This is a genomic window from Methylobacterium sp. J-030 (assembly GCF_022829545.1).
Taxonomy (GTDB): domain Bacteria; phylum Pseudomonadota; class Alphaproteobacteria; order Rhizobiales; family Beijerinckiaceae; genus Methylobacterium.
Window position 1 is genome coordinate 1 of record NZ_JAKSYM010000198.1, and the last position, 17297, is coordinate 17297.

The window sequence follows — 17297 nt, forward strand, 5'->3', positions numbered from 1 at the left end:
GTGCATGTCGCCACCGGCAGCGACGACACCGATGGTCAGCTCGTGTTCGCGGACGGGTTCCTCGTGGCGGTTCTGGTGCGCCTCTCCGAGCAGCACGATGCCTTCGCCGGCATGTGGTTCCTGGAGGCCGGGTTCGGGCTAACCGCGGTGAGGAGCGCACCTCTGTTCGCAAATTTGGACGCGGCTCAAGATTGGATCGAGGGGCACCTCAGCAGCAAGCGCGGTAGCGCGTAGCTTGGGATGGGACTGAGAAGGTTCTCAGTGGCCACCCGACGTCGGATCCGTAATCAGGCGCTCGTATTCGGCCTCGGGAGCGCCGTAGGAGGGGCCAGCTAGAGCGAGCAGCGCCGCGCGATCGCGGACGATCAGGGTACCGCGCTGCCTACCGATCACGCCGGAACGCTCCAGGACCGAGATCGCGCCCGTCAGGCCCGGACGATTGACCCCCAGCATCAGCGACAGAAAGCGGTGCGTCGTCGGCAGTTCGTCACCCTCGGTCCGATCGTGACACATGAGGAGCCAGCGGGCGAGACGCGGCTCCAGAGTGTAGCGGCCGTTGGCCAGGGCCGTGGCCGTGGCCTGCACGCCGAGGATGTGCGCATACCGCAACAGCTGATTGTGCAGGCGCGAACTGTGCCGAAGCGCCTCGGAGAGGGCACTCACCCGCATGACCTGCGCCAGCCCGATAGCCTGAACCCGGGCCTCGTCCGGCGTCCGCTCGGCATCGAGCAGGATCGGCACGCCGACCATGCCCTCGCATCCGACCAGCCCGACCTCGACCTGCTGGCCATCCGCCGCGATGCTGACGAGCGAGACGATGCCTCGTTCGACGAAGGCAACCCGCGTGATGGGGGTATCGGCTTTGATCAGCACATCACCCAACGACAGGATCGCGAGTTCGAGGTGCGGGCGAAGCAGACCGAAATCGTCCGGATCCAGGGATCTAAGCAGGCGATTGAGGCAGCTATGCTGCGTCGGTTGTGACATGATCCCGTTCACTTGGAGCGGGGGCCAAGAGCCCTCAGTCGGGAGCCCCTGGACATGCCTGCGCGCGACGCCTCGCCTGTCTTTGAGCCTAATCTCCTAAGAGCGCAAGATATCGGTCATTTGATGGAGATTTGGTTAGATATCTGACATATGGGCTGACATCGAGTCTCGGCGATGTGGGCCCCATGCAGCAGGCGCTGACGCGGAAGCTTGAAAGCTTCGAGCCACTCTCCGACCAAGCCCGCTGGGCTCTGAACGGGCTGACGCTCAAGGTCCGGCAGGTCGGTGCACGCCAGGATCTGATCCAGGAAGGCGACAAGCCTGACAACGTCCTCCTGATCCTCGACGGCTTCGCATGCCGGTACAAGGTGCTCCCGGACGGCCAGCGCCAGATCATGGCTCTGCTGGTGCCCGGCGACTTCTGCGACCTGAACGTCTTCATTCTCGACGAGATGGACCACACCATCGGCACGATCTCGACGTGCCAAATCGTGGACATCCCGCGCCAAGCCATCGATGACATCGCAGCCCATCACCCGAGCATCGCGCGCGCTTTCTGGTGGTGCTCTCTGGTCGACGGTGCCGTCCTACGCGAGTGGCTGGTCAACATGGGAGCACGCGCTCCGGACCAGCGCATCTCCCACCTTCTGTGCGAGCTTCTCATGCGCTTGGAAGCGGTCGGGCGTGTCACCGACAACAGCTACGCGTTTCCACTCACGCAGACCGAGATCGCCGAGACGATGGGTCTGTCCGACGTGCACGTGAACCGGACGCTGCGCGAGCTTCGCGCCCTCGGCCTGATCCACCTCAAGCGCCGGGTGCTGACCATCCTCGACGTCGAGCGCCTGAAGGCCTTCTGCAGCTTCACACCGAACTACCTGCACCTGCGCAGCACGCGCTGGGGTGATCGCCGCGACCTGAGCTGGCCCGGTCGAGCCTAGGAGGGCTAGCCGATGTCTGGGCGGGGCAACGTCGAGACGCTGCTCGTGCTGCAGCTTCAGCCGATTGCGGTCGACACCAACAGCCCCGACCGTGAAGGCATGCTGGTGATCGCCAATGGCCTGCTCGTGGCGGTACTGGTGCGCCTCGCCGAGCCGGAGCACGACAATGTCGGAAGCTGGTTCCTGGAGGCGGGGTTCGGCCGGCTGCAAGGGCAGAGGGTTCCCGCCTTCCCCACCCTGGAAGATGCGAGCCGCTGGCTGCGACGGCATCTGAAGGCGGCGTGATCTATCCGCAGGCTATCAGCCGGACCTACAGATCCGAGGATGACGCCACCGAACGAGTGCGATCGGGTCGGAGCACGAGCGAACCCAAGCACGGGACCGCTAATCACCACGAGAACAGCCAGTCGAGTTTCGGCAGCATGAACACCATTGTCGCCCCGGCACCCAGCAAGCCCGCAATCATGACCACGAATTCCATCGCGGCGTCCTCCCATTAGATTTAACTCAGCCTGACCTGTTGAAGCGCTGATGTGTCCACTTATCAGCTCACCAGCGAAAGAAGCGATCGAAAGAGGGGAGGACGGCGATGGTCAGTGCGATGGCGCAGACCGCTGCTACAAGCATGCTTCCGAGAGACAGAGACACAGCCACGTCGCTCCTCGTTGATCCAAGAACCAATTTCCGGATCAACATTCCCAGAATGAAATCTGTGCTGCGCGACAGAATAACCGGCGTCGCTGGCTAGCGCTCGCTGGATGGGATCACTCGGAATTGTCGACAGGCTGAAGGGCCTTGGTACGTCGTCTAGCGAACCAGAATAATTTGGCCCGCCAGCCTCTAAATGACGCGTGCTTTTCAAGGATACAGTAGGCTCAGGCCGCGTGCGCCAGCCGCTGCTCGATCCAGGTCTGCGCGGCATCGAGGTCGGCGAAGGTGGGCGGGGTCGCGCTGCTCACCAGCCCGAAGCCCGCTTCCAAGAACCACATCCCGGCTATGTCCTCGTGAAATCCTGAGAGCCGCACCAGCACCGCCGCGAGGAAGGCATCGGCGAAGACGAGTTGGCCCTCGATATCGTAGCTGCCCGTTCCGACCTGCACGGGCTGTAGGCGAAGGGTCATCCGGCCGCCCGCTTCTCAAGCTGCAGGTATGTGGAGTCAAACTCCGAGACCCGAAGAAGTTCGTCCCACGCCTCGATCACGAGCATCTGGCTCCGGAGCGTGATCATGGTCCGGCCGCGCATCTCCTGGAGCACGCGGTTGACGTGCACGGAGGTGAGCCCCAGCGCGTCGGCAATATCGGTCTGGGTGATCGGCAGCGGACAGCGGAAGTTGCCGGCCAAGCCGACCGCCTGCAGCTTCAGGTACAGTTCGCAGAACAGGTGCGCGACGTGCTCGAAGGCCGAGCGGCGGCCCATGCTGATCAGCCACTCGCGGAAGATGCCCGCATCGATCAGGGTGTCGCGCCAGAAGATCGACGCGATGCCAGGGTAGCACGCCGTCAGCTCCCGCAGGCTCTCGTGCGGGATGAAGGCCACAACCGCTTTGGTCAGCGTGGCGAGGCTGTGATCCATGGTGTGAATGTGTAGGCTCTGCAGATCCGGGATGTCGCCTGCGATGTGGAACGATAGGATCTGGCGCTTGCCCTGGCTAAGCATCTTGTACCGGCAGGCCCATCCGTCGAGGATGAGGCAGCAGTGCGTGGGCTGGTCGCCGTCGCGCACGATGTCCTGGCGAGCGTCGAGGTTGTGGATCCTCATCGGCAAGCTCCGAACGGCCTGACGTTCCTTGTCCGAGAGGGTGGTGATGCTCTCCAGCTTGCGGATGAGCATGCCCGGGGCGTGCTGGTCGGGGGCTGCGTTCATATTGCTCCACCTCGCATCGCAGGCGGAAGCGCACGGCTCTTCCAGTCATCGGCGCCTGTATCGGATCAACCGATGATGATCCCTACGATAGACTGATTTTACCTCGAAGTTCTGTCATAAGATATGTTCTTGAAGCGATCATACGCCCGCAATGCTCAGCTTCGGGGTCCATTTGCTTCGATCGCGCGGCGAAGGCATGGCTATCGGCATGACCTTGATCAAAATTCCAAGCTTGCACCCTCGATTACACGAGGCGATTGAGGACAAAACCTGACCAACGCCCGTCTTTTGATCAGATGGATCTTTTTGTTTGCTGGCATGAGTGTCCGGCTGTCGCCGCGATGATGTGAGCGCAGATGGCCGCGCGAGCGTTCCTTGCCCCTTCATCGCCCGCATGGCCTTTCCTAACTCGAGCGCACTCAGGCTCCGTTGCCCGGTTCGGGTAGCGGGGCCTTTTTGTGCGGATCATCCGTTCCGTGGTGTGACGAGGAAAGCCAAGCAAACGCACAAATCCCAGAATGCTTTGCCGAACTGAGGATTTCGGACGATGCTTTATGGTCTCTATTTCATAACGTGCATGGTTTCGAACCCGGCACACTGCATTATGCGCGTTCACGCCTTCGACGAAGATGTCACGACGCCCCAGCAGTGTATGTCTGTCGCCCAGCCTCAGATGGCCCATTGGCAGGGCTCTCACGCCGATTGGCGGGTTGAGCGCTTCCGCTGTGGGAAGCCACCGAAGGACGATGGGACGCGCATCTGAGGTTTTGTCACCCGGCTTAGAAAGAGTAGGCCGGACCTCGGCTGTCGGTCAGTGAAACTACCCGCGTCCGGAGCCGGACCCTGGGTGGACCGTTCCGTCACGTGATCTGATTACCGGATGGCGGGGCTTGGTGCCGTTCCGCACGGCGATAGACGGGACGCAACGACGTTAGGGTTAGTCTTGTTATCCGAGAATTGGCGCACCGTGGAGCAGATCAGGGACGCTCGAACTGTACGGCGGGCTCCAGGTCCTCGCATGAGGGGATGTAGGCGCACCAGCCGCATACGCCCCTATCAGCCGCCTTTGGGGCATTCCACTGCGAGCAGGTGGGGCAGACCTTCATCACAATGCGGGTGCCGTGGACGAACGCCAGTCCGCGGCCACCGAAGGTGGTCGTGCCTTGAGGGAGGCTTTTTGACATAGGTGTCTCCTGCGCAATGCCGCAGGTTGATGTCAATGGCCGCTCAAGGTCTCCAGACCTGCTTTCTTAGCGGGTCTATCCGATGGGGCGCTCGGGAAGCGGCTGGCGCAGGAAGGAAGTGGCTGCTTGGCCAGCCCGCAGGGATAATTCCCTCTGACCCACGATTTGAGCCTAAGCCATTGATGTGCCGGGCTTTAGGGGCGAGACCTCCTTGCTTGGTTTCGGGCCGACAATGCTCGCCCCGCGTTCCATCTTTCTGGAGCCGTAAGCGGAGCCCGGCACCCCGCCGTTCTCAGGGATGAACTCTGGGCCGAAGGTCACTGCACGAGACCGGTGAACCTGCACGCGGGCAGTGCCGTCACCAGCATCGTGACACCCAGCAGCGACTTCGCGCTGCCGATTTGCGCGAAGAGCTGGCAGCTCACCGGCCCGCGCCCTTCTCGACGAACTCCCATACTGAGATACCCCATTGCTGGCCCGGCCCATTCCGATATCCGGAAGTTCGCTCAAACAAGATCCGGTCGGCCTCAACGCCACGCGCCGGTCCGCTCCCGACCATCAGAACCCGCAATAATCCAGCCGGCTCGGTTCTCTTCGACCAAGCCGACGAAAATAAGCACGGTGTGGACACTAGTCGGACTTGACTGTCTGATCCGGTTTGAAAGTGGCAGCCGCCGCGATCGTGTCTTTGCCCATGACGAGCATGGCCGAGAACCGGTCGCCACCGAGATACAGCACCAGCGCTGAGGGCTCGACCGCGATACGGCGGCTGCCGACGCCGAGGACGCCTCCGACATCTAGAACCACCGCCTTGAGGGCGCCCCCATCACCGATCAGAAGGTCAGTCATCTTGCCGACGCTCTGTCCCGACAGATTGTGCACCCCTGTGCCGATCATCTGTGACGTCAGGAAGGTGATGGGTTTGGGATTACTGCGCCGCGTTGCATCATCCGCCCTGGCGACCTGCCTGAGTTGGCCGCCCGTTCCGTCGGTCGAGGAGCTTGGACCCGTGCCAGGAAGTATTGTATCGGTGCCGATCGCCGTCTTATCCTGAGCGAGCGATGGATATGTTGCCGAAAGGCCAAGGACCGAAATCAAAAATATAGTCTGGTATTTAAAAAATATTCGCGAGACCTTATGGTGGAAATTAAATACTTCAGCCTCGGGCTGCTGATAGCCGCTTGGTGTTGAAGGCAACGTGCTCGCGGTAGCGAGCGATGACTGTCTCGGACGAGCCGCCGAGCATCAGCGTCGTCATCGCCTCACCGGCGGCGTGCACCTTCTCGATCACCATCGACTGCATCTCGGCCCGGCCCTCACGGCCACCCCAAGCGAGGCGTACCATGCGCAACTCGATGACCCGTCGCGACTCAATCGCGAGCATTATCGATGAAAAGATGGGATTATACACGTTAAAACTCCGCGATGTGGTAGAGAGTGCCTAGATTAACGCGGCTTAAGACCACGTTGATCCTCCCTAAAAATGTTAAGAAAAGACGCCGCACCCCTGATATCATCTAAAATGGCAACCTATGACCCTGGGCTTAGTTCGATCTGTAGCATCATGCTCCCCGTCGCCCTTCCTTCGGCGGTTCTTTCGATGAAAGGCTTCGCCCATGGGCAGCGGTATCTCTCTGCTATTTCTAGCGCTCGGTACGATAGGCGGAGTCGGCGTCCTCGCATTAGCCGCACGGAAGCAGGTCGCCAATTTGAAGGGCGACCCGGAACGTTCCAATCTCATCAAGGATCATGGCGGCGCGCCACGTCCGAACATGCCTGGGACAGAGCACTGAACCCGTGACCGCGGTTGAGACGGCGAACGAAGATCCAGTCGAGGCTGCGGTGCTTGAACGAGCTCAGCAGAACTTTCTCGACACCGGTCCGGGCGACCGGATGTGGGTAGATCCCTCCCCGATGGAGGGATCCGCGATGAGTGCCTGCTTCGCTCTGAGCGCGGATCAGCGCGCCGCGTTCATCGCCGCGGCGCGAGCGGAGATCGCATCCGAGGGCGGCGCGGCCGACCGATCGGAGGCACCCCTGCCACGAGCGAAGACCCGACCATGAGTCTCGGGATCCTCGCGCTGTATGAGAGCCGCAGCAAGGCGCAGGCGGCGATGGCCACGCTGGTCGCGGCCGGCATTCCCGAGCGGGCGATCCGGCTCGTCGTCGGCTCCGCTGATCCGGAACCCGGACGCGTCGAGGCGACGGCGGCGCTTCCCGACGGCCCCGGCCTCCGGGATAGGCTCGGGACGATGGGCCTGCCCCGGGAGGCATTGGACGCCTGCTGCGCGAGGCTGAGGCAGGGCGCGGCGATGCTGGACCTGGTGGTCGCGGACGCCCAGCGGGACCACGTCATGAGCATCCTGGAGGACCACGGCTCGGTCGACCCGACGCTGCGCCTCGCGACGTGGCGCGCCGAGGGGTGGGGCGGCACGTCGCCGGTCTCGACAGAGGGGTGGGGCGGCTATTCCGCCACCTCGACCGGTGCCACGGACATCACGACGAGACGGGAATAAGCCGATGCCTCAGTTCGCTCCCGTCAGGTCCGAGACGACCGACCTCGACGCCGTGCGGCGGTACGCGGTGAGCGTCATCGCGCAATCCGAAGGTGAGGCCTTGCAGATGAAGGCGGTCACCTTGGCGCTGCTCGGCGGGATCATGTGGCGCGGCGCGCCGGGATCGACTGAGATGATCCAGGACGAGATGGGTACCAACGCCATCCTGTCGACCACCCTCGGCGGTCGCCATCTGACCTTCTCCTACGACCAGAATACCGAGTCGATCGAGATGCGCGAGGGAACGACGGACGGTCCCGTCCTGCACCGTTTCTGCAACCGGACTTTGGTCGGAGACTTCGAGCGAACCTTCAGCGCTCTGTGGGGCTGAGGGAGCCCGATCCGGTCCCGTTCATCGGCAGCAGCTGGGTCATCGGCATCGAGATCAGCACGCGCAGACCTGCGCGCTCCCAGTGATGCGGGATCTTGCCGCCGAGCTGACCGCCAACGCTGTGCTGGACCAGAGTCGAATTGGACCCCGTATGCGCCGGCGTCTGCTCGATCGTCGGACTGCCCCGCTCGCATCAGATTAGACTGCCGAGGGAAATCGCCTGAGAAGCGGTGAAGGCGCCGAGATCCGGAAACTGTTTGTGCGATGCTATTGTTTTCAGAGCGCGAAGTCAGTCCCGACGGCGCAACCGTCGGAGCTGTCCGTGGCCCGTATTCCTGTCTTGATCCTCGCAACTGGCCTGACGGCTGGCGCTCTCTGCTCGGCTGGTGCCGCCATGAAAAAAGTCCGGGTGCCGAACCAGTACGATGGCTCTTGGACCATCGTCGCCACCACGGCTCAAGGCCCCTGTTCGGCGAGCACGAGCTATCACGTGCAGATCAAGGATAGCGATGCCTCGATCCCCGGTGAGGAGGTCGATATCGACGGCGGCGTGTCTGCGAGCGGCTCCGTGCACGCCACGATCACCAGCGGCGCCAACAAGGTCCCGATCTCCGGCAGCCTCGACGCCAAGGGCGACGGCAGCGGCACATGGCGCACGTCCGGCGGACTGGTCGAATGCACCGGCAGTTGGAGCGCCAAGCGTTCAAGTTAGGGTATTCAAGGCGCGAAGGCATGGTTCCTGACGTCGGTAGGCTATGCGGCGAGAAGGACCTTGCCCACCGTGGGTCGGGGCCGCTCGATACCCGTGCGCCAGTGGCTATCCTGCCGGGATATTTACCTCGGGATGATCGCTTCCTTGAAGGGCATCACGGCGAGGATCAACCCGGTGCTGTCGCTGATCTGAAAGCATCGTCCATCCAGCACCTCGCCGAGCGATCGGCCCTTTGCGAGCACGTGACGGGCAGAAGCAGAAGCGTCGGCGCATGCTGCTGCCAAGCTCGGCAAATAACTGCCATCCACGTCTTCAATCAGTCGGTCCCCATCGCGGACGTGGAAGAAATACAACGGCATACAATTTAGATGTGCCGGCGGCATATGGACCTAAAGCACTAATCGTGCCGGGCCATCGATTGGCTTACCTTGCTCTCAAGGATGCGCAACTCGGCATCAGATCATGCCGATCCGTGCGACAGCAACCGGCTCCACGTCCAAGTACGATGGAACGTAGGCACACCAGCCGCAGTGGCCGTTCTCCGCCGCCTTTGGTGCATTCCATTGCGAACAAAGCGGACAGATTTTTACGACAATTCGTGTGCCGGAGATAAAGGCCAGTCCGCGGCCACGAAAAGTGACTCGGCCTTGCGGCAGGTCATTCGGCATGGCTGCATCCATGCTCCTGTCAGAGTTGACCATCTCAAAGCGAGCATAATTATATCGATGCGACTCCATCAAATGATGGCGCCGGTATCAGATTTATGATTATTGTTTTCACGCTGATACTTGAATGTTGGGGCACGCCAATGGCCGCGTGGTCGCCGTCGATAACATGTCGCTTTATGCGAAAGCTCGTCATTATCCTCTCCGAGGATCAGTCGACAATGGCCAGCACGCAGGACGCGCTTTTGTTCAATCGCTTGCTTGAACTGGAGATGGACGCGGAGCGTCAGGGAGCGGAAGAAGCTTCTTGCCGGATCATCGCTAGGGTGCGTCGGATCGCGGGCACTGCTGCATCCAGAGCGTATCCACCCACCATCCGCAGTCATTGAGTGGCGCGTTTGGCGCTAGCGGCATTCTAAGCCCTGACCCTCGCTATAGCTCCAGACGCTCGGCATGACCAAAGCTCAGGACCGTCCCTCTCCAGAGCTATGGTCAGGATCGGCTTCTGAGAAGCTGGCGCCGGCAGCGCGCAGGGCCTGCATCAGGGCGTTCAACTGAATGATAGTGATCGTCGGCTCGCCAGGGCTGCTCTCGGCCCTCGGCGGGCGTGATTGCGGCGTTGAGCGTCAAGCACATCGCCAGCCGCTGGTCCGGGTTCAGCAGCTTCGCGCAGCTGGCCCCCTACGCCTCCGCAGGTCTGATCGTTCTCATCGGCCTCTACACCGGTTGGCTCGGCTACCAGGGTATCCAACACGGCCCGGTTGGCCACGCTGCCGAGGCACTCGCTGTGCAACGCGCCTGATTTTGCGAATGGCTGCAGATAAGCGCCGATCCGGGACTCCTTCCTGAAGGACGGTAACGTCCTCAACAAACAAAAGATTTCCATTTAGAGGCGGGGTCCCAATCGGCGCCGACCGAGATCCCGCTCCTCTTTTGCTTCTGCCAATAATATCAATACGCTATCTTGGTTTTAGCTGGGGCCCCGCTTCAACGCCGATCTACACACCGACGTTCCGTAGCGTGCCCTTACGCGAATGACCGCCTCTGGGCACCGACCGTGACGCTTGGACTACCCGTGACGGATTTGAACTGAAGGCGATGCAAGCCTAAGTCCCCGCGCGCATCACTTAATGATCTGGTAACCATCTAACGCTGAACCTCAAGCCCGTAATGAAGTAGGCTTGTTACCTAGTGAGCCAGTAACCCGGTCTGCTGGCAAACCAGTGATACCGCAAGAAAGTAATACGTCAATGAAGAAAGTCGGTGTGGTCATGGCTAAGGGGGGGGCGGGTAAGTCCACGCTCGTTCGCCACCTCGCGGTAGCCGCTCACCAGGAGGACTTCGCAACAGTCGTCCTTGACACGGATCCGCAGGGCACGCTTCAGGACTGGGCGGAGCGCCGGAACGGGCAGGAGCCCCACGTCGTCACGGAATATTCCACCAACCCCGACAGGATCGCAAAGGCGTTCGAGCGGATCGAGGCGGCCGGGGCTGACCTCCTGGTCGTGGACACTCAGGGCCAGCACTCGCCGATCGCCACGAACGCCGCGATGAGGTGTGATTTGGTCCTCATCCCGATGAAGCCGACGCCCGAGGATTTGAAGGCGGTCCCGGCGACGATCGACATGCTTCGGCTGCACAAAATTCCGCACCACGTCGTGCTCTCACAGTGTCCCTGGAACACCCCTCGCCCGAAAGCGGAGGCGTACAGCCTGCTCAACAAGCTGAAGGTCCCGGTTTGGATGGGCGCCATTCATCTTAAGGATGCGATCCCATCCTCGTGGATCGCTGGAGAGACCGTCCTGGAGCTTGAGGGTCTCAGCCGCGCCGAAGAGAAATCGGTTGAGGAGTTTCGTTCGCTCTGGACCTGGGTCCGTCGCGAGCTTGGGCTAAAAGCCAGTCAGCCAGTCAGCCAGTAGCAAAGCAGTCCGGTGAGATGGTAAGGGCGTAATATGGCAAGAAAAACACTCTCTCTCGGCGCCCTCATGGATCGAGAGGAGCGCCCGGATCCCACTCCAGCCGCGGCTCAGCCAAAGAACCAGGATGTCGTCGAGAAGCCCGCGAAGGCCCCCAAGCCATCGTATCGTGAGGGCAAGCGGGCGTTCACCGCCTGGGCACCCACCGAAGCCTATCGCCAGCTGAAGCGCATGGCGGCCGATCGGGACACCACGGTCCAGGCACTCTTGGAGGAGGGGATGGACCTTGTGTTCGCGAAGTACGGCTACGACCAAATCGCAAGACAGTGAGAAAGTAATACTGTGATGCGGTAATACCGTAATCTCGTAGTTTGGTAGGTAAGTAAGCCTGTCAGGAGGTCACACTTGCGTCTGGAGGAGCCGGCGCACGATGTTGTCGTGGCCGCTGCGTGGCGTACCTGGAGACGGGCGCCGATTACCGCGACGATATCCTGGCTGCTGATGAAGCCGGCGCTGCGTAGGCTGGCGACCGGGGCTCAGTCATGGGGTCGCTGATTTAATCCGCAACGTTGACTTAACGGCGTCGCCCGGCCGACATGCCATGTCCGGCTACGCATCGCTTCATGCGAGTCGCCGGCCGGCACACCACCAGGAGCACCAACCGCCGCAGTAGGACCCTGAAAAGCCAAAGGCCCCACCCCTGGCAGGGTGAGGCCTTCGAAATCGAGATGGCCTGTGGGGCCCATTTGCATCCCCCACAAGCCATGAACCGCCCTCGGGCGTCAAGTCGGAACCCCAGTTCCGACAACGATACCGGCTTGTCTTGAACGGAGCGCACAGCATGCGCCGCCGATTGTCCCCCTGTGGCCCTGTGGAAAGGGCTGAGACACGTGTTTGCAGATGAGATCCGCCGCGCGATCGAGGCGGCCGACCGAATCACCCTGCCTCAAGTGACGGCGCTGCTGTGGCGCGCGTTCGGGGATGGACAGGTCTCGGAAGCCGAAGCCGAGGCGCTGTCCAGGCTGATCGAGGCGCGCACGGATGCACCTGCTTTGCGCCGGATGCCGCGCGCCGCGCATGCGACATCGGGTGAGGCTCAAGCCCATACCAAGCGGCATACCCCTCAAAATCGCCAAAGCAGCGCTAGAAGACTCGGCGTCGGCTCGCGGCCGCGCACGGACGCCTCGCTGGGCCGCCGCCGCCGGTGGGCCGCCTCGGGACGGCTCCCGCCGGGGTTGGCCGCGCGGTTCACGTTGGCCGAGCAGGCGGTGCTCGCCCTGGTCGCGGCCGAGACCGTACGCCGGAAGGATTGCCGGTTGGCCGTCGGGCAGCTCGCTGCCATTGTCGGTGTCGCCGAGACCACCGTGCGCAACGCCATCCGTGAAGCGGCCCGGTTGGGGCTGATCACCGTCGAGGAGCGGCGCGTGACCGGCTTCCGCAACGACACCAACATCGTCCGGATCATTGCGTCCGAATGGCTCGCCTGGCTGCGGCTTGCTCGCAAGAGTCAGGTGCCCAAGCGGCCCCATGCGGACGAGGAGGGAGGGTGCAAATCCGCGCAGCGCACGCCTACTGAAGTTCTCATCCTGTCAGAATCGGGGAAAACAGAACCAGAAAAAAGCTGCCGAGGGGCAGCGGGCGACCTCGACCAGCGTGATCACGTGAGAATCCGCGTGGGTGGTCGCACGGGCTGAGCTATGCCACGAGGGCATGAAGCCGACCGCTTTATCGAACGGACGATGCTCGGACGATGGTGCACGATTCGCGGTGGCTCTCACGACGAGCCCGGACGACGCCGCGCGGCCTCAGTCCGCCGAGAGCGGTCCAGGTGGATTCGAGCGCGCCATATCCGAGCAAATCTGGAAGCATCTCGGGTCTCTCCTCGCGGCCGTCTACGCACAGGATCAGACCGGTCTGAGCGCCACGGACCGCATCGCCGATCTCCTGGGCAGGCTCGATGCGGCCCTCGGCGACGCGCGCGACCGCAACGACACCGCGTTCCAGGGGCTGCTCCTGCCGGCGCTGCGCCGGTTCGCCCTGTCGCTCGCGCGCGACGCGAGCGCGGCCGACGATCTCGTGCAGGAGACCCTGCTGCGCGCCTGGAGGAACCGGGCGCGCTTCAAGCCCGGCACCAAATTCGAAGCTTGGACCTTCACCATCCTGCGCAACCACTTCAACACCGTCTGGCGCAAACGCTGTGACGTCCAGGACGACGACGGCGCCGATGCCGCGCGCCTGATCGCTCCGCCCGACCAGATGGGGCGCCTCGACCTACAGGACCTGCAGGCCGCCCTCGACCGCCTGCCAGCGACCATGCGAGCGGCGCTGATGCTCGTGACCTTCTCGGACCTGTCCTATGAGGAAGCCGCCGCCGTCATGGGCTGCCGGGTCGGTACCGTGAAGAGCCAGGTCTCACGCGCGCGCGAGCAGCTCGCGCGGGCGCTCGGCTACACCGGGGCCGAAGTCGGCACTGATACCGTGATGCTCTCCGCCCTCGGCCAATCCGGTGAGGCCCGCCGGTGAGCTGCAATCCGTGCCGATCTCCCGCGGCGGGATCCATGATACCGCAGGACGAAATCCGGGAGCGCGCCTACGACCTGTGGGATCGGCATCACCGGCCCGACGGCTACGAGCTAGAGTTCTGGTTCATGGCCGAGCGCGGGCTGAGGGCGGAGCGGCGGGCGCGGTTTGAGCGTGACCTGGGTTCGGAAGATTGCGCGACCGCCTACGCGGCATCGATCACCTGAAGCGGCGTGCGCCTCTGACCCCGCGGCCGACGCGACGGCGCGCGGGAGCCGAAGGTCGCTGCAGCCCCGACGCGTTGGCGTTCACGAACGCCGCGGCGCGCGATCCTGTGGGCTCGGATCAGGCGGCGTCGGGCAGCAGGTCGGCGCGCAGGCCCATGCCGCGGAAGCCCTCGCGCGCCCAGGCGGCGTGCAGCCGCGAGACCCACCGACGGAACCCGGCGAGATCGCGCGTCAGGAGGGTGTACGGCTTGTTGCGAGCGCCCTTCAGCGCGGCGACCAGCATCTTCTCGACCGCCGGGATCGTGACGGGTTCGGGCAGGCCGAGGGTCCGGGCGATGCCGGCGGCATCGTCGCCGCTGTGGCTGAGGCGTGTGAAGAACGTGCCGCTTCGCGCGATGTAGTCGCGGTCGTACAGGCACAGCTCACCGGCATAGCCGCCGAGCAGGACGCAGATCCTGTCGTTTCGGCTGAGACCGGCGGCGTTGACCAGCACGGCCGGCAACTCAGTATCGTTGGCCGGCGCGGCCTCGACGGTCCGGGTCGGGCCGTTCAGGTCGGGGAGGTGGAGCGTCGTGTAGGGAGCCCCGAGTTCTCGCGCCACCCAGGCGTGACCGCCCTCGTGCAGACAGACGCTCAGAGCGACGTCGTCGTGGATGGCGCGCAGACGCGCGGGGTTCGAGAGGGCGAAGATCGGGTGCATGATCGGCGGCATGGCTGTGGCTTTCTGAGAGGGGCCTGCGCGATGCAGGGTGCGGCGGGCTTGACGGATCGGGGTCACTCGGCGGCGGGAAGGCGTGGCGTGTTCGGCCCGGTCCGCGCCGTCCGCCCCGGCGGGGCCTGGACCGGCGCGGCGGATCGGAACCGGTTTGCGGCGACGCGGGCGATCATCTCGCGGCGCCGGAAGTACAGGGCGCGACCGCAGCGCAGTGGCCGGGCGTTGCCGACGAACACGAACACCTCGTCGGTGCGGGCGTCCTGCAGGAGCTCGGCGGGCTCGATTAGGGCTCGCCGCAGCTCCGCGCGTGTCTCGCTGTGCCCGGTTGAGGTCGAGCCGCCACCGCCCGCCTGACCCGACGTGCCGCGGCTCTCGCCCCGGCTCGTGGCCTCGACGCCGAAGCCGCCGCACAGGCGCGAGACCTCCTCGGCGGTCTCCGGATCCTGCACCGCCGCGTACGCCCGCCACGAGGTCGAGGCGTACCAGGCATTTTTTCCTGACATCCCCCACTGTTCGGAGACCTGGCCGAGCGCCTGGTAGAGCAGGAGCATCGTGATTTTGTACTTTCTGCCGGCGTCGCGGGCGGTCTCCAGGATGCGCATGCGCCCGAGCTGCGCCACCTCGTCGAGCAGGAACAGGGTTCGGCCCTCGACCGCGCCGTCCGCGCGGTAGACCGCGTCGAGCAGGCTGCCGATGACCACGCGCGCGAGGCCAGGCGTCGCCCGAAGGGCGTCGAGCGGGATCTGGACGAAGATCGTGACCCGGCCGTCGCGCAGTTGGCGCATGTCGATGCCGCCGCCCGAGACCAGGGCGGCGTAGGTCGGGTCCGACAGCCAGCGCGTGTCGCGGGCGGCATTGGCGTAGGCCCCGGAAAAAGTTTCGTCGACGAGGCCCATCAGCGTGCCGGCGAGATCGCGCGCCTTGGACGACGCCGAGGCGTCGTGGATGCCGGCTAGCAGGTCGCGCATCTGCGCCTCCGGCGTGACCACGCGCTGGCGTAGCGTCCGCAGGGTCCGCTCCCCCGGCGACAGGGCCGGATCCCAGATCATGTCGGCGAGCAGGCAGGCAACCAGGGTCTTGCTCAGATCCTGGAACACGGCCGAGGCGCCGCTGCTCGCCCGCTCGGGCGGCGGGTCGCCGCAGAGCAGGGCGGTGATCATCTCGACCTGCGCGTTCGCGGCGGGGCTGGCCGGATCGATGGCTGCCAGCACGTCGATCGACCCGCTCGCCGGATCGGTCGGATCGAGGGTGACGACCCGGTGCCCCATGGCCAGGCGCGCCGAGGTCAGCATCGGGCCGAGCTCGCGCGAGGGGTCGAGGACGACGCAGCTGCCGGTCCAGGTCAGCAGGGTCGGGATCGCGACTGCGGTCGACTTGAAGCCGCCCGAGCCGGCGAAGACTATGGCGTGGCTTGGGCCGGTGCGACAGGGATCGATCAGCAGCGGTGCGGTACCGCCGCGGCCCCATGTGCCTCGGTCGTCTGGGTCGAACGGCGCCGTCGCCCCCGGATCCCGGTCGACGCGGTAGGCCTCGCCGACGACGATGCCGCCGTATCGCGGGTCCGGCCCGGGGAACCGCTGGCGCGCCTGCGCCATGCTCGCCCAATCGGCGTGGCCGTGGTTGTCCGAGGCCGCGCGCGTGACCGCTGGCGCGACCTTGGCGAACGGGTCGGGACCGAGCAGACACAGGGCGATCAAGAGCCCGAACGGGCCGAGGATCGCGGCCAGGATCTCGGCGCCGCCGGCCATCCTAAGGACGGCGCCGGGCGGCATGGTGGCGCAATAGACCGCGAGGCGCTGCCACTCGGGCCAGATGGTCAGGCCGATGGCGACCACGGTGCCGAACAGGGCGGCGAAGACGGCGGATCGGCGCAGGGCCGCCTGTCTGTGCGCCCAGATGCAGAAGGCCACGACCACGAACGGGTCGACCAGGCGGAACAGGGCTTCGCCACCGCGCAGGCCGAGGGGCACGCTGTTCAGAGCGGCTTGAGCGAACAGCCACTCCCACACGATCCCACCCCAGAGCCAGGCGGCGAGCGCCAGCGGAGCGGGCAGCAGTCGGGATGCGATGGACAGCGCGCTCATGCCCGCTCCTCCGCGTTGTCGAGCGAGCCGGTGTCGGACGACACGTCCTCCGGCACCGGGGGCGCGACCCGGCTCAAGCTGGCGCCGACCTCGTCGGCGAGCGCCTTGGCCTCGTCGTAGAGCGCGAGTCCCTCCCAGTGGCGGAAGATCTTGGACCAGCGGAAGCCCAGCCTGCGCAGGCGGGTCGTGGCCGCAACCGGCAAGGCTTGCGCGGCGGTGACGACCAGGGGCTCGCGCCTGGCCGCGCGGGCTCTGGCCTCGCGGTCGAACGCCTCGCCGCCCGCGACGCGCCAGCGGGCCAGGCGGTCGGGGTCGGCGCTCGCCTGTGCAAGCCCGAGCAGGCCGCCGTAGAGGGTGTTGGTCTCCAGGCCGAGGAGCCCAGCCTTGTCGACGAGGCCGCCGGCTTCGATCAGGCGGCGGGTGCGGGCCTTGCGCTCCGCTTCACGGAGCTGGTTTTCTTCGAGGGACAGGCGGGCGCGCTGCTGCGCGAGCCGCTCCTGACGCTCGGCCAAGGTGGTGCGAGGCATAGGTTCTCCATGACGCGGGCCGGGGGCCGCGAATCGGTTAAAAAAGCGTTGCCGTGGAATGCTCTCCGC

At 64.5% G+C, this 17297-nt stretch carries 21 protein-coding genes and 1 pseudogene; 12 read left to right on the forward strand and 10 right to left on the reverse strand.

Features of this window, described 5'->3' with window-relative positions; genetic code table 11:
* Positions 1–234, forward strand: a 234-nt coding sequence (locus MKK75_RS12910; protein WP_244042964.1) for a hypothetical protein, incomplete at its 5' end; no start/stop codon positions are given.
* A gap of 24 nt (positions 235–258) precedes the next feature.
* Here the strand turns inward: MKK75_RS12910 and MKK75_RS12915 are convergent.
* Positions 259–987, reverse strand: coding sequence for a Crp/Fnr family transcriptional regulator (locus tag MKK75_RS12915; RefSeq protein ID WP_244042965.1), 729 nt, complete (start codon positions 985–987; stop codon positions 259–261).
* Between the two features lie 185 nt (positions 988–1172).
* Between MKK75_RS12915 and MKK75_RS12920 the strand changes: the two genes are divergently transcribed.
* Positions 1173–1928, forward strand: coding sequence for a Crp/Fnr family transcriptional regulator (locus tag MKK75_RS12920; protein ID WP_244042966.1), 756 nt, complete (start codon positions 1173–1175; stop codon positions 1926–1928).
* A 12-nt stretch (positions 1929–1940) separates the two neighbouring features.
* A complete protein-coding gene (locus MKK75_RS12925; RefSeq protein WP_244042967.1) occupies positions 1941–2213 on the forward strand; it encodes a hypothetical protein in 273 nt (90 codons plus the stop codon).
* Between the two features lie 590 nt (positions 2214–2803).
* On the opposite strand, the gene MKK75_RS12930 is transcribed toward MKK75_RS12925, so the two are convergent.
* The 4 genes from MKK75_RS12930 to MKK75_RS12950 all read right to left on the reverse strand — a co-directional run bounded on the left by MKK75_RS12930 (position 2804) and on the right by MKK75_RS12950 (position 6360).
* On the reverse strand, positions 2804–3049 hold the full coding sequence (locus MKK75_RS12930) for a hypothetical protein (protein WP_243964641.1): 246 nt from the start codon (positions 3047–3049) through the stop codon (positions 2804–2806).
* Positions 3046–3792 (reverse strand): Crp/Fnr family transcriptional regulator, encoded by a 747-nt coding sequence (locus MKK75_RS12935; protein ID WP_243917809.1) that lies wholly within the window; start codon positions 3790–3792, stop codon positions 3046–3048. Before MKK75_RS12935 ends, MKK75_RS12930 begins: the two co-directional genes overlap by 4 nt.
* A gap of 1814 nt (positions 3793–5606) precedes the next feature.
* The gene (locus MKK75_RS12945) at positions 5607–6173 is read right to left on the reverse strand and encodes a PRC-barrel domain-containing protein (protein ID WP_244042969.1); all 567 of its coding nucleotides are present in this window, start codon (positions 6171–6173) and stop codon (positions 5607–5609) included.
* Positions 6133–6360: a hypothetical protein gene (locus MKK75_RS12950; protein WP_279593842.1), complete on the reverse strand. Its 228-nt coding sequence runs from the start codon at positions 6358–6360 to the stop codon at positions 6133–6135. Before MKK75_RS12950 ends, MKK75_RS12945 begins: the two co-directional genes overlap by 41 nt.
* Positions 6361–7036: 676 nt before the next feature.
* Here MKK75_RS12950 and MKK75_RS12955 point away from each other — a divergent pair.
* From MKK75_RS12955 to MKK75_RS12965, 3 genes are all read left to right on the forward strand, one after another.
* Positions 7037–7492: a hypothetical protein gene (locus MKK75_RS12955; protein WP_243972793.1), complete on the forward strand. Its 456-nt coding sequence runs from the start codon at positions 7037–7039 to the stop codon at positions 7490–7492.
* Positions 7493–7496: 4 nt separating this feature from the next.
* Positions 7497–7862, forward strand: a complete 366-nt coding sequence (locus MKK75_RS12960; RefSeq protein ID WP_244042970.1) for a hypothetical protein — start codon at positions 7497–7499, stop codon at positions 7860–7862.
* A 394-nt stretch (positions 7863–8256) separates the two neighbouring features.
* Entirely contained in the window at positions 8257–8574 is a 318-nt protein-coding gene (locus MKK75_RS12965; RefSeq protein WP_243917821.1) for a heme utilization protein, read from the forward strand.
* Between the two features lie 122 nt (positions 8575–8696).
* Here MKK75_RS12965 and MKK75_RS12970 read toward each other — a convergent pair whose 3' ends face one another.
* Positions 8697–8933 carry a DUF6894 family protein gene (locus tag MKK75_RS12970; RefSeq protein WP_244042971.1) on the reverse strand — a complete coding sequence of 79 codons (237 nt, stop codon included), beginning with the start codon at positions 8931–8933 and terminating at the stop codon, positions 8697–8699.
* Between the two features lie 96 nt (positions 8934–9029).
* On the reverse strand, positions 9030–9242 hold the full coding sequence (locus tag MKK75_RS12975; protein ID WP_243917822.1) for a hypothetical protein: 213 nt from the start codon (positions 9240–9242) through the stop codon (positions 9030–9032).
* A gap of 595 nt (positions 9243–9837) precedes the next feature.
* Between MKK75_RS12975 and MKK75_RS12980 the strand changes: the two are divergent.
* From MKK75_RS12980 to MKK75_RS13005, 6 genes and pseudogenes are all read left to right on the forward strand, one after another.
* Positions 9838–10041, forward strand: a pseudogene (locus MKK75_RS12980) (nickel/cobalt efflux protein RcnA); the annotation flags it as partial.
* Positions 10042–10489: 448 nt separating this feature from the next.
* Complete coding sequence (locus MKK75_RS12985; protein ID WP_244042972.1) at positions 10490–11158, forward strand: ParA family protein; 669 nt, start codon at positions 10490–10492, stop codon at positions 11156–11158.
* A 66-nt stretch (positions 11159–11224) separates the two neighbouring features.
* Positions 11225–11485: a ribbon-helix-helix domain-containing protein gene (locus tag MKK75_RS12990; protein WP_244042973.1), complete on the forward strand. Its 261-nt coding sequence runs from the start codon at positions 11225–11227 to the stop codon at positions 11483–11485.
* A gap of 560 nt (positions 11486–12045) precedes the next feature.
* Complete coding sequence (locus MKK75_RS12995; RefSeq protein WP_244042974.1) at positions 12046–12849, forward strand: GntR family transcriptional regulator; 804 nt, start codon at positions 12046–12048, stop codon at positions 12847–12849.
* Positions 12850–12922: 73 nt separating this feature from the next.
* Positions 12923–13678, forward strand: coding sequence for a sigma-70 family RNA polymerase sigma factor (locus MKK75_RS13000; RefSeq protein ID WP_244042975.1), 756 nt, complete (start codon positions 12923–12925; stop codon positions 13676–13678).
* 35 nt (positions 13679–13713) lie between these two features.
* On the forward strand, positions 13714–13902 hold the full coding sequence (locus tag MKK75_RS13005) for a DUF2934 domain-containing protein (protein WP_244042976.1): 189 nt from the start codon (positions 13714–13716) through the stop codon (positions 13900–13902).
* Between the two features lie 118 nt (positions 13903–14020).
* Here MKK75_RS13005 and MKK75_RS13010 read toward each other — a convergent pair whose 3' ends face one another.
* The 3 genes from MKK75_RS13010 to MKK75_RS13020 form a co-directional block, all read right to left on the reverse strand.
* Positions 14021–14614 (reverse strand): hypothetical protein, encoded by a 594-nt coding sequence (locus MKK75_RS13010; protein WP_244042977.1) that lies wholly within the window; start codon positions 14612–14614, stop codon positions 14021–14023.
* Positions 14615–14676: 62 nt separating this feature from the next.
* Positions 14677–16701, reverse strand: a complete 2025-nt coding sequence (locus MKK75_RS13015; protein ID WP_244042978.1) for a type IV secretory system conjugative DNA transfer family protein — start codon at positions 16699–16701, stop codon at positions 14677–14679.
* Positions 16698–17228, reverse strand: a complete 531-nt coding sequence (locus MKK75_RS13020; protein WP_244042979.1) for a conjugal transfer protein TraD — start codon at positions 17226–17228, stop codon at positions 16698–16700. Before MKK75_RS13020 ends, MKK75_RS13015 begins: the two co-directional genes overlap by 4 nt.
* Positions 17229–17297: the final 69 nt, after the last annotated feature.

Bases quoted from the DNA above. Each gene is read 5' to 3' on its own strand.
- MKK75_RS12920 (WP_244042966.1), top strand. From the start codon at position 1,173: ATGCAGCAGGCGCTGACGCGGAAGCTTGAAAGCTTCGAGCCACTCTCC.
- MKK75_RS13020 (WP_244042979.1), bottom strand. From the start codon at position 17,228: ATGCCTCGCACCACCTTGGCCGAGCGTCAGGAGCGGCTCGCGCAGCAG.
- MKK75_RS12990 (WP_244042973.1), top strand. From the start codon at position 11,225: ATGGATCGAGAGGAGCGCCCGGATCCCACTCCAGCCGCGGCTCAGCCA.
- MKK75_RS12975 (WP_243917822.1), bottom strand. From the start codon at position 9,242: ATGCCGAATGACCTGCCGCAAGGCCGAGTCACTTTTCGTGGCCGCGGA.
- MKK75_RS12955 (WP_243972793.1), top strand. From the start codon at position 7,037: ATGAGTCTCGGGATCCTCGCGCTGTATGAGAGCCGCAGCAAGGCGCAG.
- MKK75_RS12960 (WP_244042970.1), top strand. From the start codon at position 7,497: ATGCCTCAGTTCGCTCCCGTCAGGTCCGAGACGACCGACCTCGACGCC.
- MKK75_RS13005 (WP_244042976.1), top strand. From the start codon at position 13,714: ATGATACCGCAGGACGAAATCCGGGAGCGCGCCTACGACCTGTGGGAT.
- MKK75_RS12930 (WP_243964641.1), bottom strand. From the start codon at position 3,049: ATGACCCTTCGCCTACAGCCCGTGCAGGTCGGAACGGGCAGCTACGAT.
- MKK75_RS12935 (WP_243917809.1), bottom strand. From the start codon at position 3,792: ATGAACGCAGCCCCCGACCAGCACGCCCCGGGCATGCTCATCCGCAAG.
- MKK75_RS13010 (WP_244042977.1), bottom strand. From the start codon at position 14,614: ATGCCGCCGATCATGCACCCGATCTTCGCCCTCTCGAACCCCGCGCGT.
- MKK75_RS12985 (WP_244042972.1), top strand. From the start codon at position 10,490: ATGAAGAAAGTCGGTGTGGTCATGGCTAAGGGGGGGGCGGGTAAGTCC.
- MKK75_RS12965 (WP_243917821.1), top strand. From the start codon at position 8,257: ATGAAAAAAGTCCGGGTGCCGAACCAGTACGATGGCTCTTGGACCATC.
- MKK75_RS12970 (WP_244042971.1), bottom strand. From the start codon at position 8,933: ATGCCGTTGTATTTCTTCCACGTCCGCGATGGGGACCGACTGATTGAA.
- MKK75_RS12915 (WP_244042965.1), bottom strand. From the start codon at position 987: ATGTCACAACCGACGCAGCATAGCTGCCTCAATCGCCTGCTTAGATCC.
- MKK75_RS12925 (WP_244042967.1), top strand. From the start codon at position 1,941: ATGTCTGGGCGGGGCAACGTCGAGACGCTGCTCGTGCTGCAGCTTCAG.
- MKK75_RS12950 (WP_279593842.1), bottom strand. From the start codon at position 6,360: ATGCTCGCGATTGAGTCGCGACGGGTCATCGAGTTGCGCATGGTACGC.
- MKK75_RS13015 (WP_244042978.1), bottom strand. From the start codon at position 16,701: ATGAGCGCGCTGTCCATCGCATCCCGACTGCTGCCCGCTCCGCTGGCG.